At 72.4% G+C, this 19,806-nt stretch carries 19 protein-coding genes; 5 read left to right on the top strand and 14 right to left on the bottom strand.

Features of this window, described 5'->3' with window-relative positions; genetic code table 11:
* Positions 1-24: 24 nt before the first annotated feature.
* The 4 genes from ASG94_RS10760 to ASG94_RS10745 all read right to left on the bottom strand — a co-directional run bounded on the left by ASG94_RS10760 (position 25) and on the right by ASG94_RS10745 (position 5,008).
* On the bottom strand, positions 25-1,524 hold the full coding sequence (locus ASG94_RS10760; RefSeq protein ID WP_056926479.1) for a HoxN/HupN/NixA family nickel/cobalt transporter: 1,500 nt from the start codon (positions 1,522-1,524) through the stop codon (positions 25-27).
* Positions 1,521-2,828: a tetratricopeptide repeat protein gene (locus ASG94_RS10755; RefSeq protein WP_056926478.1), complete on the bottom strand. Its 1,308-nt coding sequence runs from the start codon at positions 2,826-2,828 to the stop codon at positions 1,521-1,523. Before ASG94_RS10755 ends, ASG94_RS10760 begins: the two co-directional genes overlap by 4 nt.
* Before the next feature lie 80 nt (positions 2,829-2,908).
* Positions 2,909-4,399: a DUF4331 domain-containing protein gene (locus ASG94_RS10750; protein ID WP_056926477.1), complete on the bottom strand. Its 1,491-nt coding sequence runs from the start codon at positions 4,397-4,399 to the stop codon at positions 2,909-2,911.
* Positions 4,400-4,582: 183 nt separating this feature from the next.
* Positions 4,583-5,008: a pyridoxamine 5'-phosphate oxidase family protein gene (locus ASG94_RS10745; protein ID WP_056926476.1), complete on the bottom strand. Its 426-nt coding sequence runs from the start codon at positions 5,006-5,008 to the stop codon at positions 4,583-4,585.
* A gap of 365 nt (positions 5,009-5,373) precedes the next feature.
* Here ASG94_RS10745 and ASG94_RS10740 point away from each other — a divergent pair, with 365 nt between their 5' ends.
* Both ASG94_RS10740 and ASG94_RS10735 read left to right on the top strand, forming a co-directional pair.
* Entirely contained in the window at positions 5,374-6,021 is a 648-nt protein-coding gene (locus ASG94_RS10740) for a response regulator transcription factor (RefSeq protein WP_082624120.1), read from the top strand.
* A gap of 10 nt (positions 6,022-6,031) precedes the next feature.
* On the top strand, positions 6,032-7,198 hold the full coding sequence (locus tag ASG94_RS10735) for a MalY/PatB family protein (protein WP_056926475.1): 1,167 nt from the start codon (positions 6,032-6,034) through the stop codon (positions 7,196-7,198).
* Here ASG94_RS10735 and ASG94_RS10730 read toward each other — a convergent pair.
* The gene (locus tag ASG94_RS10730) at positions 7,188-8,501 is read right to left on the bottom strand and encodes a carboxypeptidase-like regulatory domain-containing protein (protein WP_056926474.1); all 1,314 of its coding nucleotides are present in this window, start codon (positions 8,499-8,501) and stop codon (positions 7,188-7,190) included. The genes ASG94_RS10735 and ASG94_RS10730 overlap by 11 nt on opposite strands.
* 123 nt (positions 8,502-8,624) lie before the next feature.
* Here ASG94_RS10730 and ASG94_RS10725 point away from each other — a divergent pair, with 123 nt between their 5' ends.
* Together ASG94_RS10725 and ASG94_RS10720 are read left to right on the top strand one after the other, a co-directional pair.
* Entirely contained in the window at positions 8,625-9,803 is a 1,179-nt protein-coding gene (locus tag ASG94_RS10725) for a nucleotide sugar dehydrogenase (protein ID WP_268788615.1), read from the top strand.
* A gap of 6 nt (positions 9,804-9,809) precedes the next feature.
* Positions 9,810-10,484 (top strand): alpha/beta fold hydrolase, encoded by a 675-nt coding sequence (locus tag ASG94_RS10720; protein WP_056926472.1) that lies wholly within the window; start codon positions 9,810-9,812, stop codon positions 10,482-10,484.
* Positions 10,485-10,611: 127 nt separating this feature from the next.
* Here ASG94_RS10720 and ASG94_RS10715 read toward each other — a convergent pair whose 3' ends face one another.
* Positions 10,612-11,145, bottom strand: coding sequence for a GNAT family N-acetyltransferase (locus ASG94_RS10715; protein ID WP_056926471.1), 534 nt, complete (start codon positions 11,143-11,145; stop codon positions 10,612-10,614).
* A 4-nt stretch (positions 11,146-11,149) separates the two neighbouring features.
* Positions 11,150-11,710, bottom strand: a complete 561-nt coding sequence (locus ASG94_RS10710; protein ID WP_056926470.1) for an AAA family ATPase — start codon at positions 11,708-11,710, stop codon at positions 11,150-11,152.
* Positions 11,711-11,800: 90 nt separating this feature from the next.
* Here ASG94_RS10710 and ASG94_RS10705 point away from each other — a divergent pair, with 90 nt between their 5' ends.
* Positions 11,801-12,667, top strand: a complete 867-nt coding sequence (locus ASG94_RS10705) for a phosphotransferase family protein (protein ID WP_056926469.1) — start codon at positions 11,801-11,803, stop codon at positions 12,665-12,667.
* A 54-nt stretch (positions 12,668-12,721) separates the two neighbouring features.
* On the opposite strand, the gene ASG94_RS10700 is transcribed toward ASG94_RS10705, so the two are convergent.
* The 7 genes from ASG94_RS10700 to ASG94_RS10670 form a co-directional block, all read right to left on the bottom strand.
* Positions 12,722-13,459: a hypothetical protein gene (locus tag ASG94_RS10700; protein WP_156411547.1), complete on the bottom strand. Its 738-nt coding sequence runs from the start codon at positions 13,457-13,459 to the stop codon at positions 12,722-12,724.
* Between the two features lie 74 nt (positions 13,460-13,533).
* Positions 13,534-13,929 (bottom strand): hypothetical protein, encoded by a 396-nt coding sequence (locus tag ASG94_RS10695; RefSeq protein ID WP_056926467.1) that lies wholly within the window; start codon positions 13,927-13,929, stop codon positions 13,534-13,536.
* 19 nt (positions 13,930-13,948) lie between these two features.
* Positions 13,949-14,818, bottom strand: coding sequence for a GNAT family N-acetyltransferase (locus tag ASG94_RS10690; protein ID WP_056926466.1), 870 nt, complete (start codon positions 14,816-14,818; stop codon positions 13,949-13,951).
* A 103-nt stretch (positions 14,819-14,921) separates the two neighbouring features.
* Positions 14,922-15,470 carry a hypothetical protein gene (locus tag ASG94_RS10685; protein WP_056926465.1) on the bottom strand — a complete coding sequence of 183 codons (549 nt, stop codon included), beginning with the start codon at positions 15,468-15,470 and terminating at the stop codon, positions 14,922-14,924.
* Positions 15,471-15,526: 56 nt separating this feature from the next.
* The gene (locus tag ASG94_RS10680) at positions 15,527-17,074 is read right to left on the bottom strand and encodes a glycosyltransferase (protein WP_056926464.1); all 1,548 of its coding nucleotides are present in this window, start codon (positions 17,072-17,074) and stop codon (positions 15,527-15,529) included.
* Positions 17,071-18,834 carry a glycosyltransferase gene (locus ASG94_RS10675; RefSeq protein WP_056926463.1) on the bottom strand — a complete coding sequence of 588 codons (1,764 nt, stop codon included), beginning with the start codon at positions 18,832-18,834 and terminating at the stop codon, positions 17,071-17,073. Before ASG94_RS10675 ends, ASG94_RS10680 begins: the two co-directional genes overlap by 4 nt.
* Entirely contained in the window at positions 18,831-19,799 is a 969-nt protein-coding gene (locus ASG94_RS10670) for a glycosyltransferase family 2 protein (protein WP_200958093.1), read from the bottom strand. Before ASG94_RS10670 ends, ASG94_RS10675 begins: the two co-directional genes overlap by 4 nt.
* Between the last annotated feature and the right edge of the window lie 7 nt (positions 19,800-19,806).

The following is a 19,806-nucleotide window of genomic DNA, read 5'->3' as shown; positions in this document are numbered from 1 at the left end:
GCAGGTGTGATCCGGCTCTCGCGCTCAGAGGCCGACGAGCGTGCGGACGACGACACCGGTGCCGACCGCGCAGATGCCGAACGCGGCGCCGTACCTCAGGAAGGTGCGCAGGTTGCCGGCCAGGAAGCCCCTCTGCAGCGCCAGGCGCTCGAGGCGCGTGACCACGTCGCGGGCCAGCAGTCCGACTGCTGCGAGCGAGACGGCCATCCCGACGCCGAAGGCGAGCACGAGGACGAAGCCGAACCACGCGCGACCCAGGGCCACCGCGGCGAGGAGCAGCAGGAGCGCCGACGGGCTGGGCACCAGCCCACCGACCAGGCCCATCACCCAGACGCCCCAGCGTCCGGGGGCGGTCTGCGGCTCCGTGGACGCGGGGGCCACGGCGGTGGCCGTCGTGCCGTGCGCCGGGGCGCCGGCGGCGTGCGCGTGCTGCGGGGCGTCGTCGTGCTCGTGGCCGTGACCGTGGCCGTGGCCGTGGCCGTGACCATGTCCGTGACCATGTCCGTGCCCGTGCCCGTGGCTGTCGTCGCTGCGCAGCCGGGCCAGCAGGTAGAGCCCGAGGCCGACGATCAGCAGGCCGGTGGCGAGCGTCAGCCAGGGATAGATCCGGGCCGGGACGAAGGCGCTGCTGAGCGAGACCAGGACCCCCAGCACGAGGACCGAGCCCGTGTGGGCGACGGTGACCGCGCTGCCGACCGCGAAGGCCGAGCGCAGCGAGCTGTCGCCCCGCTGGGAGAGGTAGAACGCCATGACGGTCTTGCCGTGACCGGGCGAGAGCGCATGGGTGGCGCCCAGGGTCAGTGCCACCAGCACGGCGAGGAACGCGGCGACGCCTCCGTTCTGCCCGAGGAGGGCGGTGGCCCGCGCGGACAGCCAGCTGCCGTCGGTGGTCGTCGGACCCTCGTCGGTGGCGCCCGGGAGCACGCCGGCCGGTCCACCGGGTGACACGACGAGCGTGGCGGCGGTGACGTCGAGCGGGGACTGGAGCAGGTCCTCGGGATAGGAGGTGAGGCGGTCGCTGGTGCTCTCGGCCGGGACGTCCGAGCTGGTCAGCGTCATCTCGTCGCCGACCGCGGTGACCTCGCGCCAGCCCACCGACCCGGGTGCCGTCTCGTCGCGGAAGGTGACCTCGCCAGCGCCGACGTCCGCAGCACCGCGGTAGCCGCAGGTGATGCGGGTGATCGGCAGGCCACCCTCGCCGTCGGCGAGCGATGCCGACGAGCTCTCGAGCGTGAGTCGTACGGCGCTGCCTCCCGCCTCCAGCCGCAGCCCGCGGCCGGTCGTGGCGCACTCGCGCTCGGCCAGCGCGGGCAGGTCGTCGATCGCGTCGCCGAGCTGCGCGGTCGGGATCTCGGCGAGGTCGACGACGTGGTCGACCTCGAACCCGTCGGCCTGGACGAGGATGCCGGTGTAGCGGTTGACCGTGAAGTTGCCGAGCGGGTGCGCCGAGGCCGGGCCGGCCGTGACGAACAGGCAGCCGGCGACGGCACCGAGGGCGAGCAGGATGCGTGCGAGGGCTCTCATCGGCCGACCTCGATCTCGGAGAGGGTGCGGCGGGCCTCGTCGCGCTGCCAGGGCGACTGGCCCGGGTCGGTGTCGAGTCCACGCCGCAGGTGCGTGCGAGCCTCGTCGCCCATGCCCAGCGCGGCCTCGATGGTGCCGCGGTGGATCCAGAACTTCGCCTCCGGCGACCCCAGCCGGGTGGCCGCGCGGGCGATGGTCAGCGCCTCGCGGTCGCGGCCGTTGCGGTGCAGCGCCCAGGCGAGGGCGTCGGCCACGTGGACGCTCCGGCGCTGGCGCCACTCGGCGCGCGCCTGGCTCAGCGCCCGCTCGGCGGAGCCGTGGTCGGCCTCGAACAGCGCTGTCTCCAGGTCGGTGCGGACACCGCTGGCGTCGAGGAGCTCGATCGTGGTGCGCACGACGGCGAACTGGGCGTCGGCCTCGCCGGGGCGGCCCAGGTGCTCGAGCAGCTCGCCGAGCTCGGTGAGGTACTCGGGCAGCGGCTGCCGGGCGACGACGTCGCGCCACAGCACGACGGAGCCCTCCAGGTCGCCGCGCGCGGTCTCGAGGCGGGCCGACGACACGAGCCCCGGCAGGTAGCCGGGCACGGCCTCCTGCACGATGTCGAGCTGGCGGCCGGCTTCGGCCAGCCGGTCCTGCTTGCGGAGGATGTCGGCGGCCAGGGTGAGGGTGTACGCCTTGTCGGCGCGCGAGCCGACGGCGGCCGCGCGGCGCAGGATGTCGAGGGCCCGGTCGAGGTCGCCACGGAGCTCGTAGGCGTAGGCGTAGCGGGCGGCCACGGCGGTGCTCGGCTGGAGCCGGTCGGCGGTACGCAGGGCCTCCAGCTGGTCGTCGTACCGGCCGAGCTCGGTGAGGGCGTCGACGCGGATGGCGAGGGCGCCGAGGTCTCGGGGGTTGATGGCGAGCGCGTCGTCGGCGCTGCGCAGCGCCTCGGAGAAGTCGTGGCGGGCCGCGGCGATGGCGGCCCGGGAGGCGAGCGCGGCGAAGTTGTCGTCGGGCTCGACCTCGAAGGACCGGGCGGCGGCCTCGTCGGCCTTGTCGTAGTAGGTGGCGTTGCCGGAGACCCGCGCCTGCTCGACGTAGGCGACGGCGAGGTTGGCCCAGGAGCCGTGGTCACCGGGCACGCGCCGCAAGGTGTCCTGCAGCGCGGCGATGCTCGCCTCGAGGTCCTGTCCGGAGTCCGGGACGATGCGCCCGACGGAGCCGGCCGGGGCCGTGGTCGCGGGGTCGGAGGTGGTCGCGAAGCCGATGCCGCCGGAGACGGCGAGCACCAGGCCGATGCCGGCCACAGTGAGGGTTCTACGCATGGGGCGCCCTTCCGGAGCGGAGCGGTGGTGCAGCCCGACCGCGCGAGTGGTTCCCGCGCGGTCGGGCCGGTTGAGGTGGATCAGACGTCGCGACGGCGCCGGAGGGCACCACCGATGCCGGCGACCAGCGCCAGCAGCCCGACGCCGGACATGGCCATCGAGCCCTCACGGCCCAGCAGGACGCCGTCGAGCGGTCCCTGGGTGCTGGACTGCTTGGCGGACGCTCCCGTGGACGGGTGCGGGTCGGCGTTGCTGCCGCTGGCCGGGAGGGCCAGGTAGGGGAACGTGTCCCCGAAGGCAGCGTCGTTGACGTTGACGCCGTCACCGAGGTCGTTCGCGGATCCGACGAGCTCGCCCTCGACGACCTGGAGCGCGATGTCGATGACGTCGTCACCGAGCCGGCGGCCGTTGGGGTAGCCCTGGGTGTCGCCACCGATCACGCCGAGCCGGTTGGGCTCCGCCGTGACGGGAGTCGACATGTTGAGGCGCAGCTGCTCGCTCGGCGTCACCTTGCCCTTGGCCTTGTTGAGGCCCTTGACGCCGGTGAGGAACACCGACACGAGGTCGTCGCGCGGGGTCTTCGGCGCGTCGATGCCGTAGACCGACTCGACGAGCTTGGGCAGCTCGGGGTTGGTGACGTACTTGAGCGCCCCGACGTCCTGCGTCGGCTTGGAGGCGTTGAAGCCGTCCTTGAGCTTCAGCGGGATGACGACCTCGTTGACCAGCGGGTTGCCCAGGCGCGAGACCTGGACGTACGTGCCGTTGGTCGACTTCTTCTGCGTGGTCGACCAGGTGCCGATCACCGGGTTCTTCGTGGCGTTGCCCTTCTTGGCGAGCCACCGCTTGGGCACCTGGAGGGCGACCGACTGGACGTTGAACCCGGCCAGGGTGTCGTCCCCGGCCTCGGACAGGTCACCGCCGTACAACAGGTCGAAGACCCGCAGGTCGAGGAAGAACGGGTCCTCGGCCTGACCGACGAAGGACTTGACGTTCTTCTCCGGCATGGTCGTCGCCTCCTTGCGGAGCGCGGCGTAGTCGGGCATGGACGCCTTGCCGATGTTCGACGGGGCGACCCGCTTGTTGTTGACGATCGTCTTGACCTTGCCGCTCTTGGCGATCCTGACCAGCTTGTAGGTCTGGTAGTAGTTCAGGTTCTTGTCCTTGAGCGACGTCACCGGGCCGGTGGCGGCCAGGAACGTGTCCTTGGTGACGTAGTGGTCCTTGAAGGTCCACCGGAAGGTCACGTCGGGCTTGGCGTCCGCGTTGTTGTCGACGTGGATGTCGTACTGCGCGTCCGTGGCGAAGCTGTAGAAGTTCGGGCCGCCGGCCGGCTCCTCGAAGGGCAGCCAGTTGGCGACCAGCGTGACGGTGCCCTGCTTCTCCGGGCTGCGGAACGCATAGAGGTCCGTCGTGTCGTACTGCGGCGTCCCCGAGATGAGTGGCGCCTCCCGGTGACTTGACGCGGTGGCGGCAAGCGGACCGAGACCGGCGAGGCCGACCGCTGTCAGCAGGCCTCCGGTGCAGGCCAGGGCGATCGCCCCTTGCCGCGTGGTGAGTCGTGTGCGTTTCATCAGCGACTACTCCTTGTGTTGGCCCGGACCGCGATCTGGCATGCGGCTGGTTCGGGCAGCCCGAGACTCCATTGGCGGGTCGGGGTGCACTGTGTTCGGAGACACATCGGCCAACAGATTGGCGCCGCGGGAGACGCGAGCGCCGAGAGGGGGCGAAGGGCTACTCGCCCGGAGCTCCTCGGGTCACTCGTGCGGGCGCAGGTGCAGCCAGGGGCGCTCCAGCGTGAACGCCCGCCCGGAGACGACCTTCGGGGTGATCTCGACGACGTTGTACTTGAGCGTCGGCACCCAGGGCCGGAGCGGGACGTTCTCCGAGCGGTGCTCCTCGTCCTCGGGCAGCAGGCGTGCCGTCCCCCGTACGACGACGCTGCGGGCGGCGTCCTCGCCGTACCGGTCGACCTCGAAGGCGACCTCGGACCCCATCGCGACCGACAGCAGCTTGTTGCCCTCGGCGGTGCGGAAGAGCAGGGTGTCCCCGTCGACGGCGTAGTTGATCGGGGTGATGTGGACCTCGTCGACGAGCCGGAAGGCGAGCCGTCCGAACTCCTCCTCGCGCAGCATCTGCCAGCACTCGTCCGCCGACAGCACGGTGACCACGTCCTCGTCCATGAGTCCCACTCCCTCGCCTCGCCGGTGCCCTCACTCGGAACGTACGGCGGGCAGGAGCCGGGCGACCAGTACCGAAGGTCCCGCGATCCGGGACGTTGTCTGGCGAAGATCGGCACACATCGGTTAGCGTTTCCCCACCTTTCGAGGGGACCCGCACGCTCCGGCGTCGGGTCCGCGACTGGCGAGTGTGGGTGGCCCCGGCCCGACCCGCACCCCGGCCAGGAGCGTGGCGTCACCTCGCCGCGCCGGTGGGGTGGCAGCCGCCCTGTCCGCCCCACCGGCCCGGTCTCCGCCCGACGCTTCCGCCCTTCGCCGTATCGGTTTACGATGTAAAGCGGTATTCGTGGAGAGAGGACTGCTGATCGATGGTGCTGAAGGTTGCCCTCGTCGACGCCGACGAGCTCGTCGTCCGTGGCGTTGCCGCGATGCTGCAGGCCCAGGGCGACGGGTGCCAGCTCGTCGACCTCGGCTCGTCCTCCGCCGACATCGTCCTGTGCGACACCGTCGCCACCAGCCGCGGACAGCGTCGGGTCGCCCGCCTGCTCGAGGACGCCCGGGTCGGGAAGGTCGTCGTCTACACCTGGAACTTCCAGCCCTGGCTGGCCGGCGAGCTGATCCGCCAGGGCGCCTCCGGCTACCTCTCCAAGGGACTGCCGGCCGCCGAGCTGGTGTCGGCCCTGCGCGCCGTGCAGGGTGGCCGCGTCGTCGTGGCGCCGGACCGCCGCGGGCTCACCGGTGGCAACGCCTGGGTGGGCCAGGCCGAGGGCCTCACCGCGCGCGAGGCGGAGGTGCTGTCCCTCATCGTCGGCGGCCTGTCCAACAACGACGTGGCCGACCAGATGGGCCTGTCCATCAACTCGGTCAAGTCCTACGTGCGGTCCTGCTACCGCAAGATCGACGCCGACAGCCGGTCACAGGCGGTCCTGTGGGGGCTCACCCACGGCCTCGGTCCCGGCAGCCACGACGTGCGCGCCGAGCCGGAGGCCGCGCAGCGCCGGGAGCGTCCCGCCTAGGGTCGGGAGGGTGATCCGCGACCTCACCGACGCCGAAGCCCGCCGAGCCCTGGTCCTCAAGTGGGGCACCGTCGATCCCGACGTGATCCCCGCCTGGGTGGCCGAGATGGACTACGCCACCGCCGACGTCGTCACCGACGCCCTGCACGCGGCGATCGACGCGGGCCGGACCGGCTACCCGCCGCTCGAGGTGGGTGGCGAGCTCGGCCGGGCGTACGCCGGGTGGTCCGGCAGGCAGTTCGGCCACGAGGTCGACCCCGACCACGTCCTCCCGGTCGTCGACGTCACCGCCGGGGTGCGCCTCGCCCTCGACGTGCTCAGCGATCCCGGTCCGATGGTGATGCCGGTCCCGGCCTACAGCCCGCAGCTCGAGATCGCGCAGATCACCGGGCGCGAGCGCCGGGACCTGGTCGTCGACCCCGACGCCGAGGCCTGCACCATCGACCTCGACCAGCTCGACCGGCTGTTCGCCGACGGCGCCCGCACCCTGCTGCTCACCCAGCCGCACAACCCGTGGGGGCGGGTCTTCGACCGTGCCGAGCTCGAGGGGATCCGGGACGTCGTCACCGCGCACGGCGCCCGGGTGGTCAGCGACGAGATCCACGCCCCGCTGGTGCTCCCCGGGCGCGAGCACGTCCCCTACCTCTCGCTGCCCGGGACCGCCGAGCACGCCGTGGCCGTCGTCGCCTCCTCCAAGGCGTTCAACACCGCCGGGCTCAAGTGCGCCCAGGTGGTGACCGGTGACGACGCCACCCGTGACCGGCTCTTCGCGGCGCCGATGGCCCGCAACGACTCCTGGTCGACGCTCGGGGTCGTGGGCGCGGTGGCGGCCTACACCCACGGCGACCCGTGGCTGGCGGCGCTGCGCGCGCGGCTCGACCAGCAGCGCGCCCTGCTGGCGACCCTGCTGGCCGAGCACCTGCCGCTGGCCAGGATGCGACCGCTCGAGGCGACGTACCTCGCCTGGCTGGACCTGCGCGCCTACGCGCCGGAGGGCCGCGACGACTGGGACCCGGCGGCCGTCATCCTGGAGAAGGGCCGGGTCAAGGTCGCTCCCGGCCACGACTACCACCCCGGCACGGGTGGGCACGTGCGGCTCAACATCGCCACCTCGCCCGAGCGGCTCGCCGAGATCGTCCGGCGCACCGCCACCGCGCTGGGGGCGCTCAGCGCCTGATCCGAGCCGTCCGTGCGGTCTTCACGCTCAGCGGGAGGTGGCCGGGAGCCGCGGCGGTGACCGTGACGCGGAGTCGCTTCCCGAGCTGCTTCTCGGTGACCCTGAACCTGCGGTGCGTCGCCTTCTTGATGACCTTGCCCCGGGCGTACCAGGTGTACGTCAGGGTCGCCGGGTCCGGCGTCCACGACCCGGCGGTCACCCGCAGGACCCTGCCGACGCGGAGCGTGCCCTTGATGCGGGGGACGACCACGTTGTCCATGGCCGCCGGCGGGACCACGACCACCGGCGGGACCGGAGCGGCGATGACCGGCGCCGTTGCGGCCGACCAGGCCGAGGACGGCACCCAGCCCGCGGTGTGCGTGCCGGTGGCGAGCACCCGGATGCTCTTCCCCAGGTCGGCCGCGGTGGGGGTGTACGCCGGACCGGTCGGGTCGTCGGCGGGCGTGGTGTCGTCGCCCACCACCCAGCGGTAGGTCACGGTGGTGCCCGCGGGCTGCCACGTGCCGGGACCGGCGGTGAGGGGCGTGCCCACCTGGGCGACCCCGGAGATGGTGGGGGCGGACGTGTTCTGCACCAGGCCGCCGAGCCGGACGTCGATGCCCGTGCGCTCCTGGCCGGTCTCCACCACGAGCGGCGTGGCGCTGAACAGGTCGGCGCCCTCGTCCCAGAACTCGCTCGCACCCGTGGACGGGTCGCGGAACCCGAGGGCGTACGTCGCCCCCTTGACACCCTCGAGGGCGAAGCGGCCGTCCTGGTCGGTGACGTAGGTGTCCACCGACACGTAGGCGCTCGGGCCGTACTGCCACCAGAGGGAGACCTGGCCGTTTGGGACCGGGGCTCCCGCACCCACGGTCAGCCGGCCGGTGATGCGGCCCGCCGCCTCGAGGGAGGCGTCGGTCCCGGCCGTGACCTCGTCGGCGGTGACGGGCACCCAGGTGGCGACCGGGCCGGCGATGACGTCGTCGTAGTACTCGGTCGCGAAGTCGGAGTCGGGATCGGTGAACCGGAGCTTGTAGTAGGCGTAGGCCTCGACGTCGTCGATCCGGTAGGCCCCGGTCGAGTCGGTCTCGGCCTGGCCCACCACCTCGTCCCCGTAGCCGAAGTTGCGCAGCACCGACACGTCGACGCCTGCCAGCGGGGCGTCCGCGTCGTCGGTGACGGTCCCGGCGATGCTGCCGTACCCGGCCACCGCCCCAGCAGTGCCGTCGGCGCCGTGGGCGGCGGTGGTGGTCATGGCCAGCGGTGCGACGGCCAGGGCCACCACGGTGGCGAGCCCCGTGGTGGTGGCGGTGATGCGGTTCATTCGTTCCCCCGTGCATGGATCGTGACGTGTCTACCCGCATCCTGCCCGTCCGGACGGTTCCTGGACAGGGACTCGGGCAGAATGCGCCGCGTGACCACGCCACCCTCCGGACAACCCGCCAGGATCGCCGTCGTCGGACTCGGGTACGTCGGCCTGTCCATGGCCGTCCTCCTCGCCCGCCACCACCGGGTCGTCGGCCTCGACCTCGACGAGGCGCGCATCGAGACCCTGCGTGCGGGCAGGAGCCCGATCCACGACGAGGACATCCAGCGCTTCCTCGCCGAGGAGGAGCTCGACCTCACGTTCACGGGAGACCCCGCCGAGGCCTACGCCGGCGCGGAATACGTCGTCATCTCGACGCCGACCAACTACGACGAGGTCACCAACTACTTCAACACCGCCTCGGTCGAGGCGGTCATCGCCGACGTGCTGCGGCACGCGCCCGACGCCACGATGGTGATCAAGTCGACGATCCCCGTCGGCTTCGTCGAGGACGTGCGTGCGCGGCTCGGCACCGACAACGTGATCTTCAGCCCGGAGTTCCTCCGTGAGGGGCGGGCCCTGCATGACAACCTGCACCCGGCGCGGATCGTGGTCGGCGAGGAGAGCGACCGGGCCCGCCGGTTCGCGGCACTGCTCGTCGAGGGCTCGGACGAGGACGACGTACCGACGCTCTTCACCGCGCCGACCGAGGCGGAGGCGATCAAGCTCTTCGCCAACACCTACCTCGCGATGCGGGTGGCGTTCTTCAACGAGCTCGACTCCTTCGCGCTCTCGCGCGGGCTCGAGTCGCGGCAGATCATCGACGGCGTCGGGCTCGACCCGCGGATCGGCACGCACTACAACAACCCGTCCTTCGGGTACGGCGGCTACTGCCTGCCCAAGGACACCCGCCAGCTGCTGGCCAACTACTCCGAGGTCCCGCAGACGCTGATCACCGCGATCGTGGACGCCAACACCACACGCAAGGACTTCATCGCCTTCGACATCATCGACCGCAGGCCGCGGGTCGTCGGCGTGCACCGGCTGCTGATGAAGGCCGGGTCGGACAACTTCCGCGAGTCCTCGGTGCAGGGGATCATGAAGCGGATCAAGGCCAAGGGCATCCCGGTCGTCGTCTACGAGCCCGAGATCGGCGCGGAGCACCTCGACGAGGACGGTCGCTTCTTCGGCTCGGAGGTGATGGCCGACCTCGAGGCGTTCAAGCGGGAGGCCGACCTGATCGTGGCCAACCGGATGGTCCCGGAGCTGGCCGACGTCGCCGACCGGGTCTACACACGGGACCTCTTCGGGTCGGACTGATCGTCCGTGCCCGCTGTCGTCTTCGTCCACGGTGCCGGGAAGGCCGGCGCCGAGGCCTGGCCGCTCCAGGCCGCGCACGCCGCTCGCGGGTGGTCGTTCCTGGGTCGCGATCCCCGGGGTGACGACGCCGCCCGCGACGCCGACCGTCTCCTGGACCTGGTGTCCTCGACCGGCGGCGGGCACCTCGTGGCGCACTCGTACGGCGCCAACGCGGCGATCCTGGCGGCGCAGCGGGAGCCCGCGCGCGTGCTCTCCCTCGCCCTGCTGGAGCCAGCGTGCTTCGACCTCGCGCGGGGGATGCCGGCCGTGGAGGCGCACGTCGCCGACATGGCCCCCGCCTTCGCGGTCGCGGACGACCCCTCCGTGTCCGGACGCGACTTCTTCGGACTCTTCGCGCAGGGAATGGGCTTCGAGCCACCCGCGGACTGGGACGAGCGCCTCGAGGACAACGCCGCCCGACTCCGGCAGCTCTCACCGCCCTGGGGTGTCGGCCTCCGGCCGGAGGTCGGCCTGCCGGTGCGCACCCTCGTGCTCACCGCTCCCTCGAGCCCCCTGTACGCCGAGACGGCCCGGTCGCTCGCCGCCCTCGGTGCCGTGCACCGGACCGTGCCGGGTGCCGGGCACCGCCTGCAGGACGACCCGCGGACGACCGAGCTCCTGCAGGGGTTCTGGGAGGCGTAGGCCGCCTCGCCGCTCGCCTCTCCTCGGGCCGCGACCACGCACAACCGAGGCAGTTCGCGGCGACGTACTGCCTCGCCCCGCTCAGAGCGCCCCGGTCGGACGCGAACTGCCTTCGTCGTGCTGACCCTCACCAGGCGTCGCCGGGCCGGTCCTCGCACGTCACGTCCACGGACAGGTCCGGTACGACGGACAGCTCGCGCCGCAGGACCATCAGGCCGCCGTGCTCGCCGTCGGGCACGACGCCCGAGGACGTCTCGGTGAACGAGCGACCGCGCCACCTCTCCCAGCCGAGCGCCTCGTAGAAGGCGGTGGCCCGCCCGGTCGACAGCATCGCCACCGGCCAGCGCGTGGCGATCTCGGCCTGGAGCGTCTCCATCGAGCGCCGACCGATGCCCTCGCCCTGGCGGTCCGGATCGGTCGCCACCGCCTCGACGTACGCCACCGTGCGCCACGGCTGCGCCCCGAACCGGATCCGTCGCGGGACGGCACTCGCGTGGCCGACGAGCCGGTCGCCGGCGCGGACCAGCACGTGCACCCCGCCGTACGCATGATCGGCGTCGTGGTCGCTGAAGCGGTCGCCGAAGGCGCGGTCCCAGAGCTGGCGCAGCTCCGCGCGGGTCGCTGCGTCGATGTGGGCACTGGCCACGGCAAGGACGTCCACGACGTCAATGTAGGTGTGGCAGCACCTCGGCGCCCGCGGGATCCCACGTCAGCACCGCGTCACGGAGCACGTCCGGTGGGGAGGCACTGTCCAGCCGGAGCACCGGGCACTCGAGGCTCGACAGCCACTCCTCGTGTGCCGCACGGCTGCGGCCCGCGAACGCCGGGTCGTCGTACCCCCGGGCCCACTCCAGGAAGTCCGCCCATGCGGCCTCGTCGAAGTCGCGACCGGCCCGACGGGACTGCTCCCGCGCCTCGAGTCGACGCAGCCGCTCGTCGGGGTCCAGCGTCAGGAAGACGACCGCGTCGCAGCGCGCCACGACCTCGTCGCCCCACCCGAGCATCGAGCCCGACAGCACCCACGCCTCGCGCGGCACGAACACCTGCTCCATGAGCGAGATCCGCTCGGCGTCCGGTCGCCTCTGCTGGTACGGCGGGTCGCTCGGCACCCAGAAGTAGTCGTCGGCGTCGGCGTGCGGCACTGCCCATCGGTCGGCCACGGCTCGGGCCAGGGTCGTGGTGCCGGCACCGCTGGCGCCCATGACGTGGAGGCGGGAACGCAGCATGGAGCCATTGTGCTGTCGAGCGACCGCCGACCATGACGCCCCCGCCGGCACGTCCGACGATCTCCGCCCTCCGAGTGGTGGACTGTCCGCGTGCTGACCGCCGACGACCTGGACGTGACGGCTGCCCTTGCGTGGGCACAGGAGGTGATCGGGCCGGTCACGGCCGTGCGCGAGCTCAGCGGCGGCTGGACCTCGACCATGCTCGCCCTCACGGTCGAGGGCGGGGACGAGGTCGTGCTGCGCCTGATGACGCGGGAGCCCTGGCGCACGCACGGGACGGGCCTGACCACTCGGGAGAGCGACGTCCAGGCGATGCTGGCCAGCACGCCGGTGCCGGCGCCGCGCACCGTGGCGCTCGATGCCGAGGGCCGCCACTGCGGTGTCCCGGCGCACCTGATGACCCTGCTGCCGGGGTGCACGGACGTCGACCGCTTCGACGAGGTCCTCGTGGGCGAGCTGGCCGACCTGCTCGCCACCATCCACGACGTCGAGCCGACCATCGACGTGCGCGCCTACCAGTCCTGGGCGTGGGAGGCGAAGTTCCGGGTGCCGCCCTGGGCGAGGGACCCGGACCTGTGGCTGGCGGCGTTCGAGCTCCTGCGCGCCGCTCCCCCTGAGTTCGAGCCGCGCTTCCTCCATCGCGACTTCCAGCCTCGCAACGTGCTGCTGTCCGAGGGCCGCGTCACCGGTGTCGTCGACTGGGTCGAGACCTCGATCGGGCCGGCCTGGCTGGACGTCGCGCACTGCTGCACCAACCTGGCGATCGTGCACGGCGACACGGCGGCGGACCTGTTCGCCGCCGCGTACACCGAGCGCACCGGTCGTCGGCCCGAGCCGTACTTCGACGTCATGGACGTCGTCGGGTTCCTCCCTCCGCCGGGCCGGGCCGCCTTCTTCGAGGACGACGGGCCGGAGAACCAGCGGCTGGAGGAACGGCTCCGCTCGGTCCTCGGGTGAGCGCGACCGACCCGGTGTCATGAGAGTCGCGTCGTGAGAGTCGCGTCGTGCCGATCATGGCGGCGGTGGGGGCAACGGTCCGAACAGGCCACGTCGGACCCACTCCTGGATCGCTGCGTCGCTCGGGGCTCGGACCTCGTCGGGGTCCGGTCCACCCGGAGCCGCGTCGGGCCAGAGCTCCGCGAACCACTCAGCCTGGTCGAGGGCATCCCAGTGCCTGCGCACGAAGGCGACGAGGTCGGACCGGCGAGCTCGATCAGACACATGGCGGGCCAGGTACGACAACGCACTTGCGACGACCTGCGACTGCGATGGGCGCTTGCGCCGGAGGACGGAGCGCAGGTGCCTGAGGACCTGCTCGAACGCCCGGTCGTCGCCGGCTCCGGCGAGACCATGGACGGCGTAGTCCTTCACGACCCCGTCCGGCGTGGTCAACCCGTCGACCAGGTCCGGCGTGGCCAGCGGACCGATCCGCTTCGCCAGCGCGAGGAGCGATGCGCAGCGCACGTCCCGGCTGCCGGGGCCGGACACCCGGATGGCTCGCCGGAGAGCGGCGTCGCCGTGAGCGCCGGCGCAGTCACCGAGGCGAGCAGCGATGACGGGCTTGGCGAAGACGAGGTCGTCGGACTCGTCGAGCATCTGCGCCAAGAGCTCTTCCGTATGGGGATCCCGGTAGGCATCGTCGATGGCGCGAGATCGAAGGGCGGTCCGCCGACTGCGGGCTGCCGTCAGGATGGCTTCGTGGTCGCATGCCTCGCTCACCCGTGCAGCATGCCCGAGGCCCCGTGCCATGACACCTGCTCGACGGCAGGTCCACGCACTCGTCGCGTCAGGTGAGTGCGCTCCTGTGGGTCTCGGCGAGGGCGTCAGTCCTGCACGTCGTCCCAGTCTGCGAGGCGGTCGATGACGTTGCCGGCACGGTCGGTCACCACCCACTCGCCCGGCCCGGGCGGAAGGTCGTCGTCGTCCGGCAGCTCACGCGTGTGGGACGGCCACCAGTCGTAGGTGTCGTAGACGAGGTAGCGCATCTCGACCGGCGTCGCGAGCACCTTGTCCTTGAACGGGGTCACGCGCGGATCATCCGTCCCCCAGATGACGCTGAGATAGGTGTCCCAGTCGCGTGGCGTCACCACGACCTCGACGGTCCGGACCACGCCCGGGGACTGCTCGAACGTGACCTCGATGCCGCCCGGCACCTCCCGGGCGCTGGCCCAATGGTCGATGTGCTCCAGGACACGGGCCCAGACGTGGCGGTACCTCACGTCAGGATGATGCACCCGTTCAGGTCGACCGGGGTGCAGATCGTCGTAGGTCGCGCACCTGGGGCTTCTCCTCGTACCCGGCCGCCCGATAGGTCGCCACGGCACCCACGTTGCTGCTCGCGGTGCTGACGAAGGCGTGCGAGCACCCCATCTCCTGGAGGGCCGCGGCGGCGGCGAGGCAGATCGCCCGACCGTGACCGCGTCCCCGGTGGTCGCGAGCCACTCCCATGGGCTCGAGCTCGCCGGGTCCGCCCGGCCGGCCCGCCCACACCGTGACCATGGCGACGGCGTCGTCCTGCTCGTCGTACCCCACCAGCGACCGGGCGCGGGAGTACGCGGGTCCCTGCGTCAGGGCACGCCACCGCTCCGCGGTGAAGGTGCTGCGGTCGAACGCCGACTGGTGCACCGCGAGGCGGTCGTCGAGCCGGTCGGGGTCGACGTCCTCGACGCGCAGGTGGTGCTCAGGCACCTCCTCCGACAGGTCGCGCACGAGGGGCGTCCACGGCTCGTCGTACTCCCACCCCTGGCCCAGCAGCAGGTCGTGAAGCGGCCCCCCGAAACGCGCCTCGAGGGCCACCTCGCCGGCCGGCAGCACGCGTCCGTCGTCCGCATCGAGATCGGCCACGAGGTCGCGTACGAAGTCCTCGTCGTGCCGGAACCCCGGTGCCACCGTGAGACGCAAGAGCTCGGGCTCGTCGAGGAGACCCACTGCGGCCAGGCGGTCGTCGACCTGCCACACCCGCAGGGCAGCGGCCAGGGCCTGCGCACCGAACTGGTGGTTCCACCCCAGGTCGCCCACGTGCAGCGCAGCCAGGTCCGGGTCGTACGCCCAGGTGCGCATCTCCTCGATGACCACGGCCAACGACTCCACGCCCGGCGTCACCAACATGGCCCCTTCCTACCGACGCCCGCCACCGACGACAACCGAGTTCTCGCGGCGCCCGACAGGGCCAAGGCGGCAGCCGCCGATGTCGAGGGTGCCCCGATCGAGCTCACGCCAGGTCGGCCATGCCGGCCGAGAAGTGCCAGCCCGGGTGTCGCGTCCTCAGCGTGTCGAGGTGTGTGTCCCACGCGCTCCCATCCAGTAGCTCCGGCGGGACGAGCGTGATCTCGCCGCCTCGCGCGACGAAGCCCCAGGAGAAGCCGAGCAGCAGTCGGGCTTCGAGGCCGTTGCCCACGTCGTCGGGGACACACAGGAAGCTGTGGGCCATCCAGTCCATGTCGACGCGAGGCGACCGTGAGGGGGCGTCGAAGAGCGTGGGGTTGAGGCCCAGCCAGCAGTAGGGATGAGGCAGGTCGCCGAGGAAGGCGAGCGGGTCCATCTCGAAGCGTTCGCCGCCGCTCTCGTTGTCGTCGGACCGAACCAGCTGGACCCAGCCCATGAGCGAGTCGTAGCCACGGAACGGGCGATCGACGGTGGCGGTGCAGACGGGGTAGCCCTCGGTGTCGGGCGGGCAACCCACCATCACGGGATCGGTGTTGCGCCGATAGTCCACGTGCACCCGCCCGGCGACTCCGCTGAGCTCGAAGGGGATCTCCATGCACGGACGCTAGCGGAGGTCGAGGCGACCAGGTTGCCTCCGTGGGAACCGCGTCTTCAGCGCAGCCTTCCCCAGAGCCCGCGCTTATGGTGCGGCGGCTCGGGGGTGGCATCCGGGGCGTTCCCCTCGGGCGGAGGCGTCGCGCCCAGCTCGGACGGGACCGGCTTCTTGAGCTTGCCGTCGTACCGCGGGACCTCGCGCTCGGCGGTGGGGACGAAGCCGGCGTCGGCGGCCGGGACACGCCGTACGCCGTAGACGCGGTCCAGCGCCTCGTCGGAGGTGCCGAGGCCGAGCCAGGTCGCCCGGGTGACCGCGGCGACCCGCTCGAGGCGGCCGACGCCGTCGATGACCAGCGCGCCGTCGTGGGTGCGCTCGAGGTCCTCGACCAGCGCGAGCAGCGCGCCCGGGGTCGGGGCGAGCGCGGCGGAGTCGAGGGTGAGGCGCAGGCTGGAGCGGGTGCGACCCTCGGGGACGGCGGCGACGAGGGCGACGCGCTGGTCGTCGCGGTAGGTCCGGTGCACGATCCGGGTCTCGAGCAGCGGGTCGGCCAGCGGGTGGATGCGCTCCTCGTGCAGCGCCGCCCAGTCCCCGACCAGCAGTACCCGCAGGTCGTCGAGGGTCGAGTCGAGGACGGCGTCGACGCAGCCGCGCACCTCGTCGGCGTCGCCCGTCATCTCGAGGACGACCTCGAGGTACGGCGTCTCGTAGCGGCGGCCGTGCGCGTTGCGCTTGGGTCGCATCCCGGGCACCAGGTTGGCGAGGTACGCGTCGTTGTAGCGGTTGACCTGGTCGCGACGCTCCATCACGTGCGAGCGGCCGAGGTGCCACGACCTCGCGTCGTGCTCGGGGACCAGGATGCCGCCGGCCTCGCCGAGCCGGTGGCCGAGCTCCATGTCCTCCCCGAGGCGCAGCGTGGTGTCCCAGCCGCCCGCGGCGTCGAGCAGGTCGCGGGACAGCGCGAAGGTCGCGCCCACGAAGGACCGGAAGGCCCTCGGGCCGGCCTGGGTGAGGTCGTCGGTACGCCGCCACATCCCCTCGACCCACTTGTGCGGCTCGGCCTCCTCCCAGTCCCAGAGCGTCGCGACCTCGCCCGACGCGACCTGCTGGCGGGTGGTCGCCGGGTCCTGGGCCAGGAGACGCTCGGGATCGACGAAGCGCTTGGTGCCGGCCACCACGGCGTAGTCGACCTCGTGCAGCCAGCGCAGCTGCGCCTCGAGGTGGTCGGGCCACAGCAGCATGTCGGCGTCGACGAAGTAGAGCAGCTCGCCCTCGCTCGCGCGGCCCGCGACCTCGCAGGCGCCGGCGCAGCCCCAGCCCTCGGCGACCCGCACCACACGGGTGTTGTCCGGGACCACCGCGGGCAGCTCGACCGGCGGCGTGCTGCCGTCGTCGGAGACCACCACCTCCATGAGGTGCGCGGGGTAGGTCTGCGCGGCCAGGCCGGCGAGCACGTGCGGCAGGGTGCGGTGCGAGTTGTACGCCGGGACGACCACCGTCACGGTGCGGGTCGGCGTCCACGCCCCGACGGCCGGGGGCGCCAGGACGTCCCACTCGTTGCGGCGTACGACGGGCTGGTCGCCGCGGCGCGACACGGGCAGGCTCATGGCAGGTCCCGCTCGTCGACCTCGAGCTCGCGGCTGGGCCGGAAGCCGTCCCACTCCCGGTCCACGATGCCCTCCTTGCGGAAGGAGTCGGCCTCGACCTGCCACGTGTGGTGGCCGCTGGCGAGCCGGCGCAGCACGTAGCCGAGGCCGTGAGTGCGGTAGATCCGGCCGCCGGCCGCCTCGATGCCGCTGAGGAGCTGGGCGTCGACGAAGCGGCGTACGGGACGGAAGCCGCCCACGCTGCGCACCACGTCGCGGTCGGCCATGATCGTGCCGCCGGCGACGAAGCGGTTGAAGATCTCGGTCGGGTGGTTGCGCCGGGTGGTGATCCCGAGCTCGGCGAGGTACACGAACTCGCTGGGCATCCCGACCACGTCGGCGCCGCTGAAGCGACGGGCGAGCAGCAGGTCGACGACTGCGTGCGGGCCGTACCAGTCGTCGTCGTCGACCTTGAGCAGCACGTCGCCGGACGCGGCCTCGTAGGCGTCGTTGAGCACGTCGCCGAAGAACGTGTCCTCGCTGCGCGGGACGAGGACGACGTCGCGACCGGGCAGGGCGGCGCGCACCTGCGCCTCGTCGGCCTCCCACCCGTGGGTGGCCAGGACGAGCTCGAAGTCGGCGTCGCGCTGGCGGGCGAGCTGGCGCAGGGCGAAGTCGAGCTGGTGGGGGCGCATGGTGGTCAGCAGGACGCTCACCTGCGGCCGCGCGACGTGGCGGACGCCGGCGCGGGCCGCGAGCCGCGCGCGCCACGCGACGGTCGAGTGCTCGAGCAGGGCCGCGCGCCGCACGGTGACGCTGTGCTCCTCTCGGGCCAAGGCGTCGTCGAGGTCGGGCTGTTCTCGCAGTGCTTGCTGCAGGCTCTCGCCGAACGCGGGCTGGGTGCCGGTGGCGAGGAGCGGTACGCCGGCGGCGGCCAGGTGGACGACCGTCCCCGGGTCCGCGGTGGCGAGGTCGACGCGGAGTCCCTGGACGTCGCGCAGCGCGTGGATCGCGGCCTCGGTCACCTGCTGGTCGGGGGCGAGGTCGCGGACCGGCTCGGTCCACTCCTTCCTCCAGCCGCGCGGGTTGACCACCATCTCGTCGACGGGCTCGAGGCCGGGGTCCGTGACGACGGTCGGCGCACGGTCGATGACGGGGTGCACCGGGACGCCCGTCGTCTCGGTGGTTGAGGTGCGAGCGGAGCGAGCCTCGAAACCCGTGACCACCACGTCGGCGGGGACCACGACCTCCTCGTCGGCCGCCTCGGCCGCGGCGCCGTAGAGCTGGGCGCGCACGTCGAGGCCCGCGGCGGGCTCGCGACCGACGTAGGCCACGACGACTCCCCCGTGGCCGGTGTCGACGCCCGGGACGGCCTGGCGGGCGAGCTCGGTGAGCACCACGTGGGCGCCGATCGGCTGGGCGAAGCGCAGCACGGTGAGCACACCACGCCCGGCCTCGCGGGCCATCAGCGACGTGAGCGGGGGCCACTCGGGACGCGGGACGAGGACGAGGGGCTCGGTCGCGTCGGTGAGCCAGAGCGCGACGACGCGGGTCTGGCCGACCCGGCTGATCGTCGAGGCGAGCCGGCGCAGGGAGGCGCGGTCGGCGGTCATCCACAGGACCGACTTCCACCCGCGGCCGATGTCGGTGGTGCCTGCCATGGTCGTGAACGTGGCACCGGCCGGTGCCAGGTCGGCGGCGGACGCGTCGTCACCGATGACCAGGAGGGGTTCGGGGGAGGTGAAGCCGTCGAGGGGATGACCGGAGAAGGACACGCTCATCGCTGGACCTCCTGCTCGCGCGGGGTGCGTTCCCGCAACGAGGCGGGGAGGCTGTGGGTGACCAGCGGTCGGGGCTGCTGGCGCAACCAGGTGCGGGTGACGTGGTCGATGATGTGGACGCCTTCGGGTGCGTCGACGCGCACGAGGCCGCCCAGGGACTCGGCGCGGCCCGCGCGGATGGCCTCGTCCACCTCGAACTCGCGCAGCTTGCGGTAGAGCCGGGTGTGGGTGAAGTCGACTCCCTCGGTGCGCCAGTGGGCGTACTCGTCGGCGTCGAGCCACTTGACCTCGACGCACAGGCCCTGCTGGAGGACGAGCCGCTCGACCCCGGCGGGATACTCGCGCAGCTCCCAGTCGAAGGCCTTCACGAAGGTGAAGTCCGGACCCATGGGATAGACCCACGGCTCGAGGAAGCGCAGCGACAGGTCCAGCCAGCCGGTGCGCTCGTCGACCACGGTCAGCGGGTGCCGCGGCATGGACACGATGGTCTGCGTGGTCTCCAGCTGCCAGGCCAGGTCGCGCAGGATGCCGGCGCCCTCGGGCGTGAGCACCATGTCGCCGTCCCACTTCATCGAGTACGACGTCCGCACGTGGCTGAAGCACCAGTTGTAGAAGTGCGTCAGCGAGTGCACCGAGGTGGCGGGGGTGGCGAGGTGCTCGCCACCGGCGCGGGCCACGGCGTGCGGGTAGGTGAGCCCGGTGAAGCGGTCGCCGGCGCCGCACTCGGCGGCGATCGCCTCCGCGACCTCCAGCGTGCCGTCGGTCGAACCGTTGTCGACCAGCAGCACGTGCTGGACCGCCGAGAGGATGGGCGGCAGCACCCACGGCAGGTTGCGGGCCTCGTTGCGCACCCGGAAGACACAGGTGAGGCCGGGCGCGAGGCGCTCCCCGCGCGACCAGGGCCACGTCACGTCGTAGTCGGGGAGCCCTTCCAGCGAGGGGATGTCCGAGATGTGGGGTGCCACCGGCGTC

The organism is Nocardioides sp. Soil805 (assembly GCF_001429625.1).
Lineage (GTDB): Bacteria > Actinomycetota > Actinomycetes > Propionibacteriales > Nocardioidaceae > Nocardioides.
Note: the sequence above shows the minus strand (reverse complement) of the source record. Positions and strands in the feature narration are given on the sequence as shown.

What these genes read in the sequence shown, in the direction of transcription:
- ASG94_RS10760 (WP_056926479.1), bottom strand. Translation starts at nt 1,524, where the DNA reads ATGAGAGCCCTCGCACGCATCCTGCTCGCCCTCGGTGCCGTCGCCGGC.
- ASG94_RS10755 (WP_056926478.1), bottom strand. Translation starts at nt 2,828, where the DNA reads ATGCGTAGAACCCTCACTGTGGCCGGCATCGGCCTGGTGCTCGCCGTC.
- ASG94_RS10750 (WP_056926477.1), bottom strand. Translation starts at nt 4,399, where the DNA reads ATGAAACGCACACGACTCACCACGCGGCAAGGGGCGATCGCCCTGGCC.
- ASG94_RS10745 (WP_056926476.1), bottom strand. Translation starts at nt 5,008, where the DNA reads ATGGACGAGGACGTGGTCACCGTGCTGTCGGCGGACGAGTGCTGGCAG.
- ASG94_RS10740 (WP_082624120.1), top strand. Translation starts at nt 5,374, where the DNA reads ATGGTGCTGAAGGTTGCCCTCGTCGACGCCGACGAGCTCGTCGTCCGT.
- ASG94_RS10730 (WP_056926474.1), bottom strand. Translation starts at nt 8,501, where the DNA reads ATGAACCGCATCACCGCCACCACCACGGGGCTCGCCACCGTGGTGGCC.
- ASG94_RS10710 (WP_056926470.1), bottom strand. Translation starts at nt 11,710, where the DNA reads ATGCTGCGTTCCCGCCTCCACGTCATGGGCGCCAGCGGTGCCGGCACC.
- ASG94_RS10700 (WP_156411547.1), bottom strand. Translation starts at nt 13,459, where the DNA reads ATGGCACGGGGCCTCGGGCATGCTGCACGGGTGAGCGAGGCATGCGAC.
- ASG94_RS10690 (WP_056926466.1), bottom strand. Translation starts at nt 14,818, where the DNA reads ATGTTGGTGACGCCGGGCGTGGAGTCGTTGGCCGTGGTCATCGAGGAG.
- ASG94_RS10685 (WP_056926465.1), bottom strand. Translation starts at nt 15,470, where the DNA reads ATGGAGATCCCCTTCGAGCTCAGCGGAGTCGCCGGGCGGGTGCACGTG.
- ASG94_RS10680 (WP_056926464.1), bottom strand. Translation starts at nt 17,074, where the DNA reads ATGAGCCTGCCCGTGTCGCGCCGCGGCGACCAGCCCGTCGTACGCCGC.
- ASG94_RS10675 (WP_056926463.1), bottom strand. Translation starts at nt 18,834, where the DNA reads ATGAGCGTGTCCTTCTCCGGTCATCCCCTCGACGGCTTCACCTCCCCC.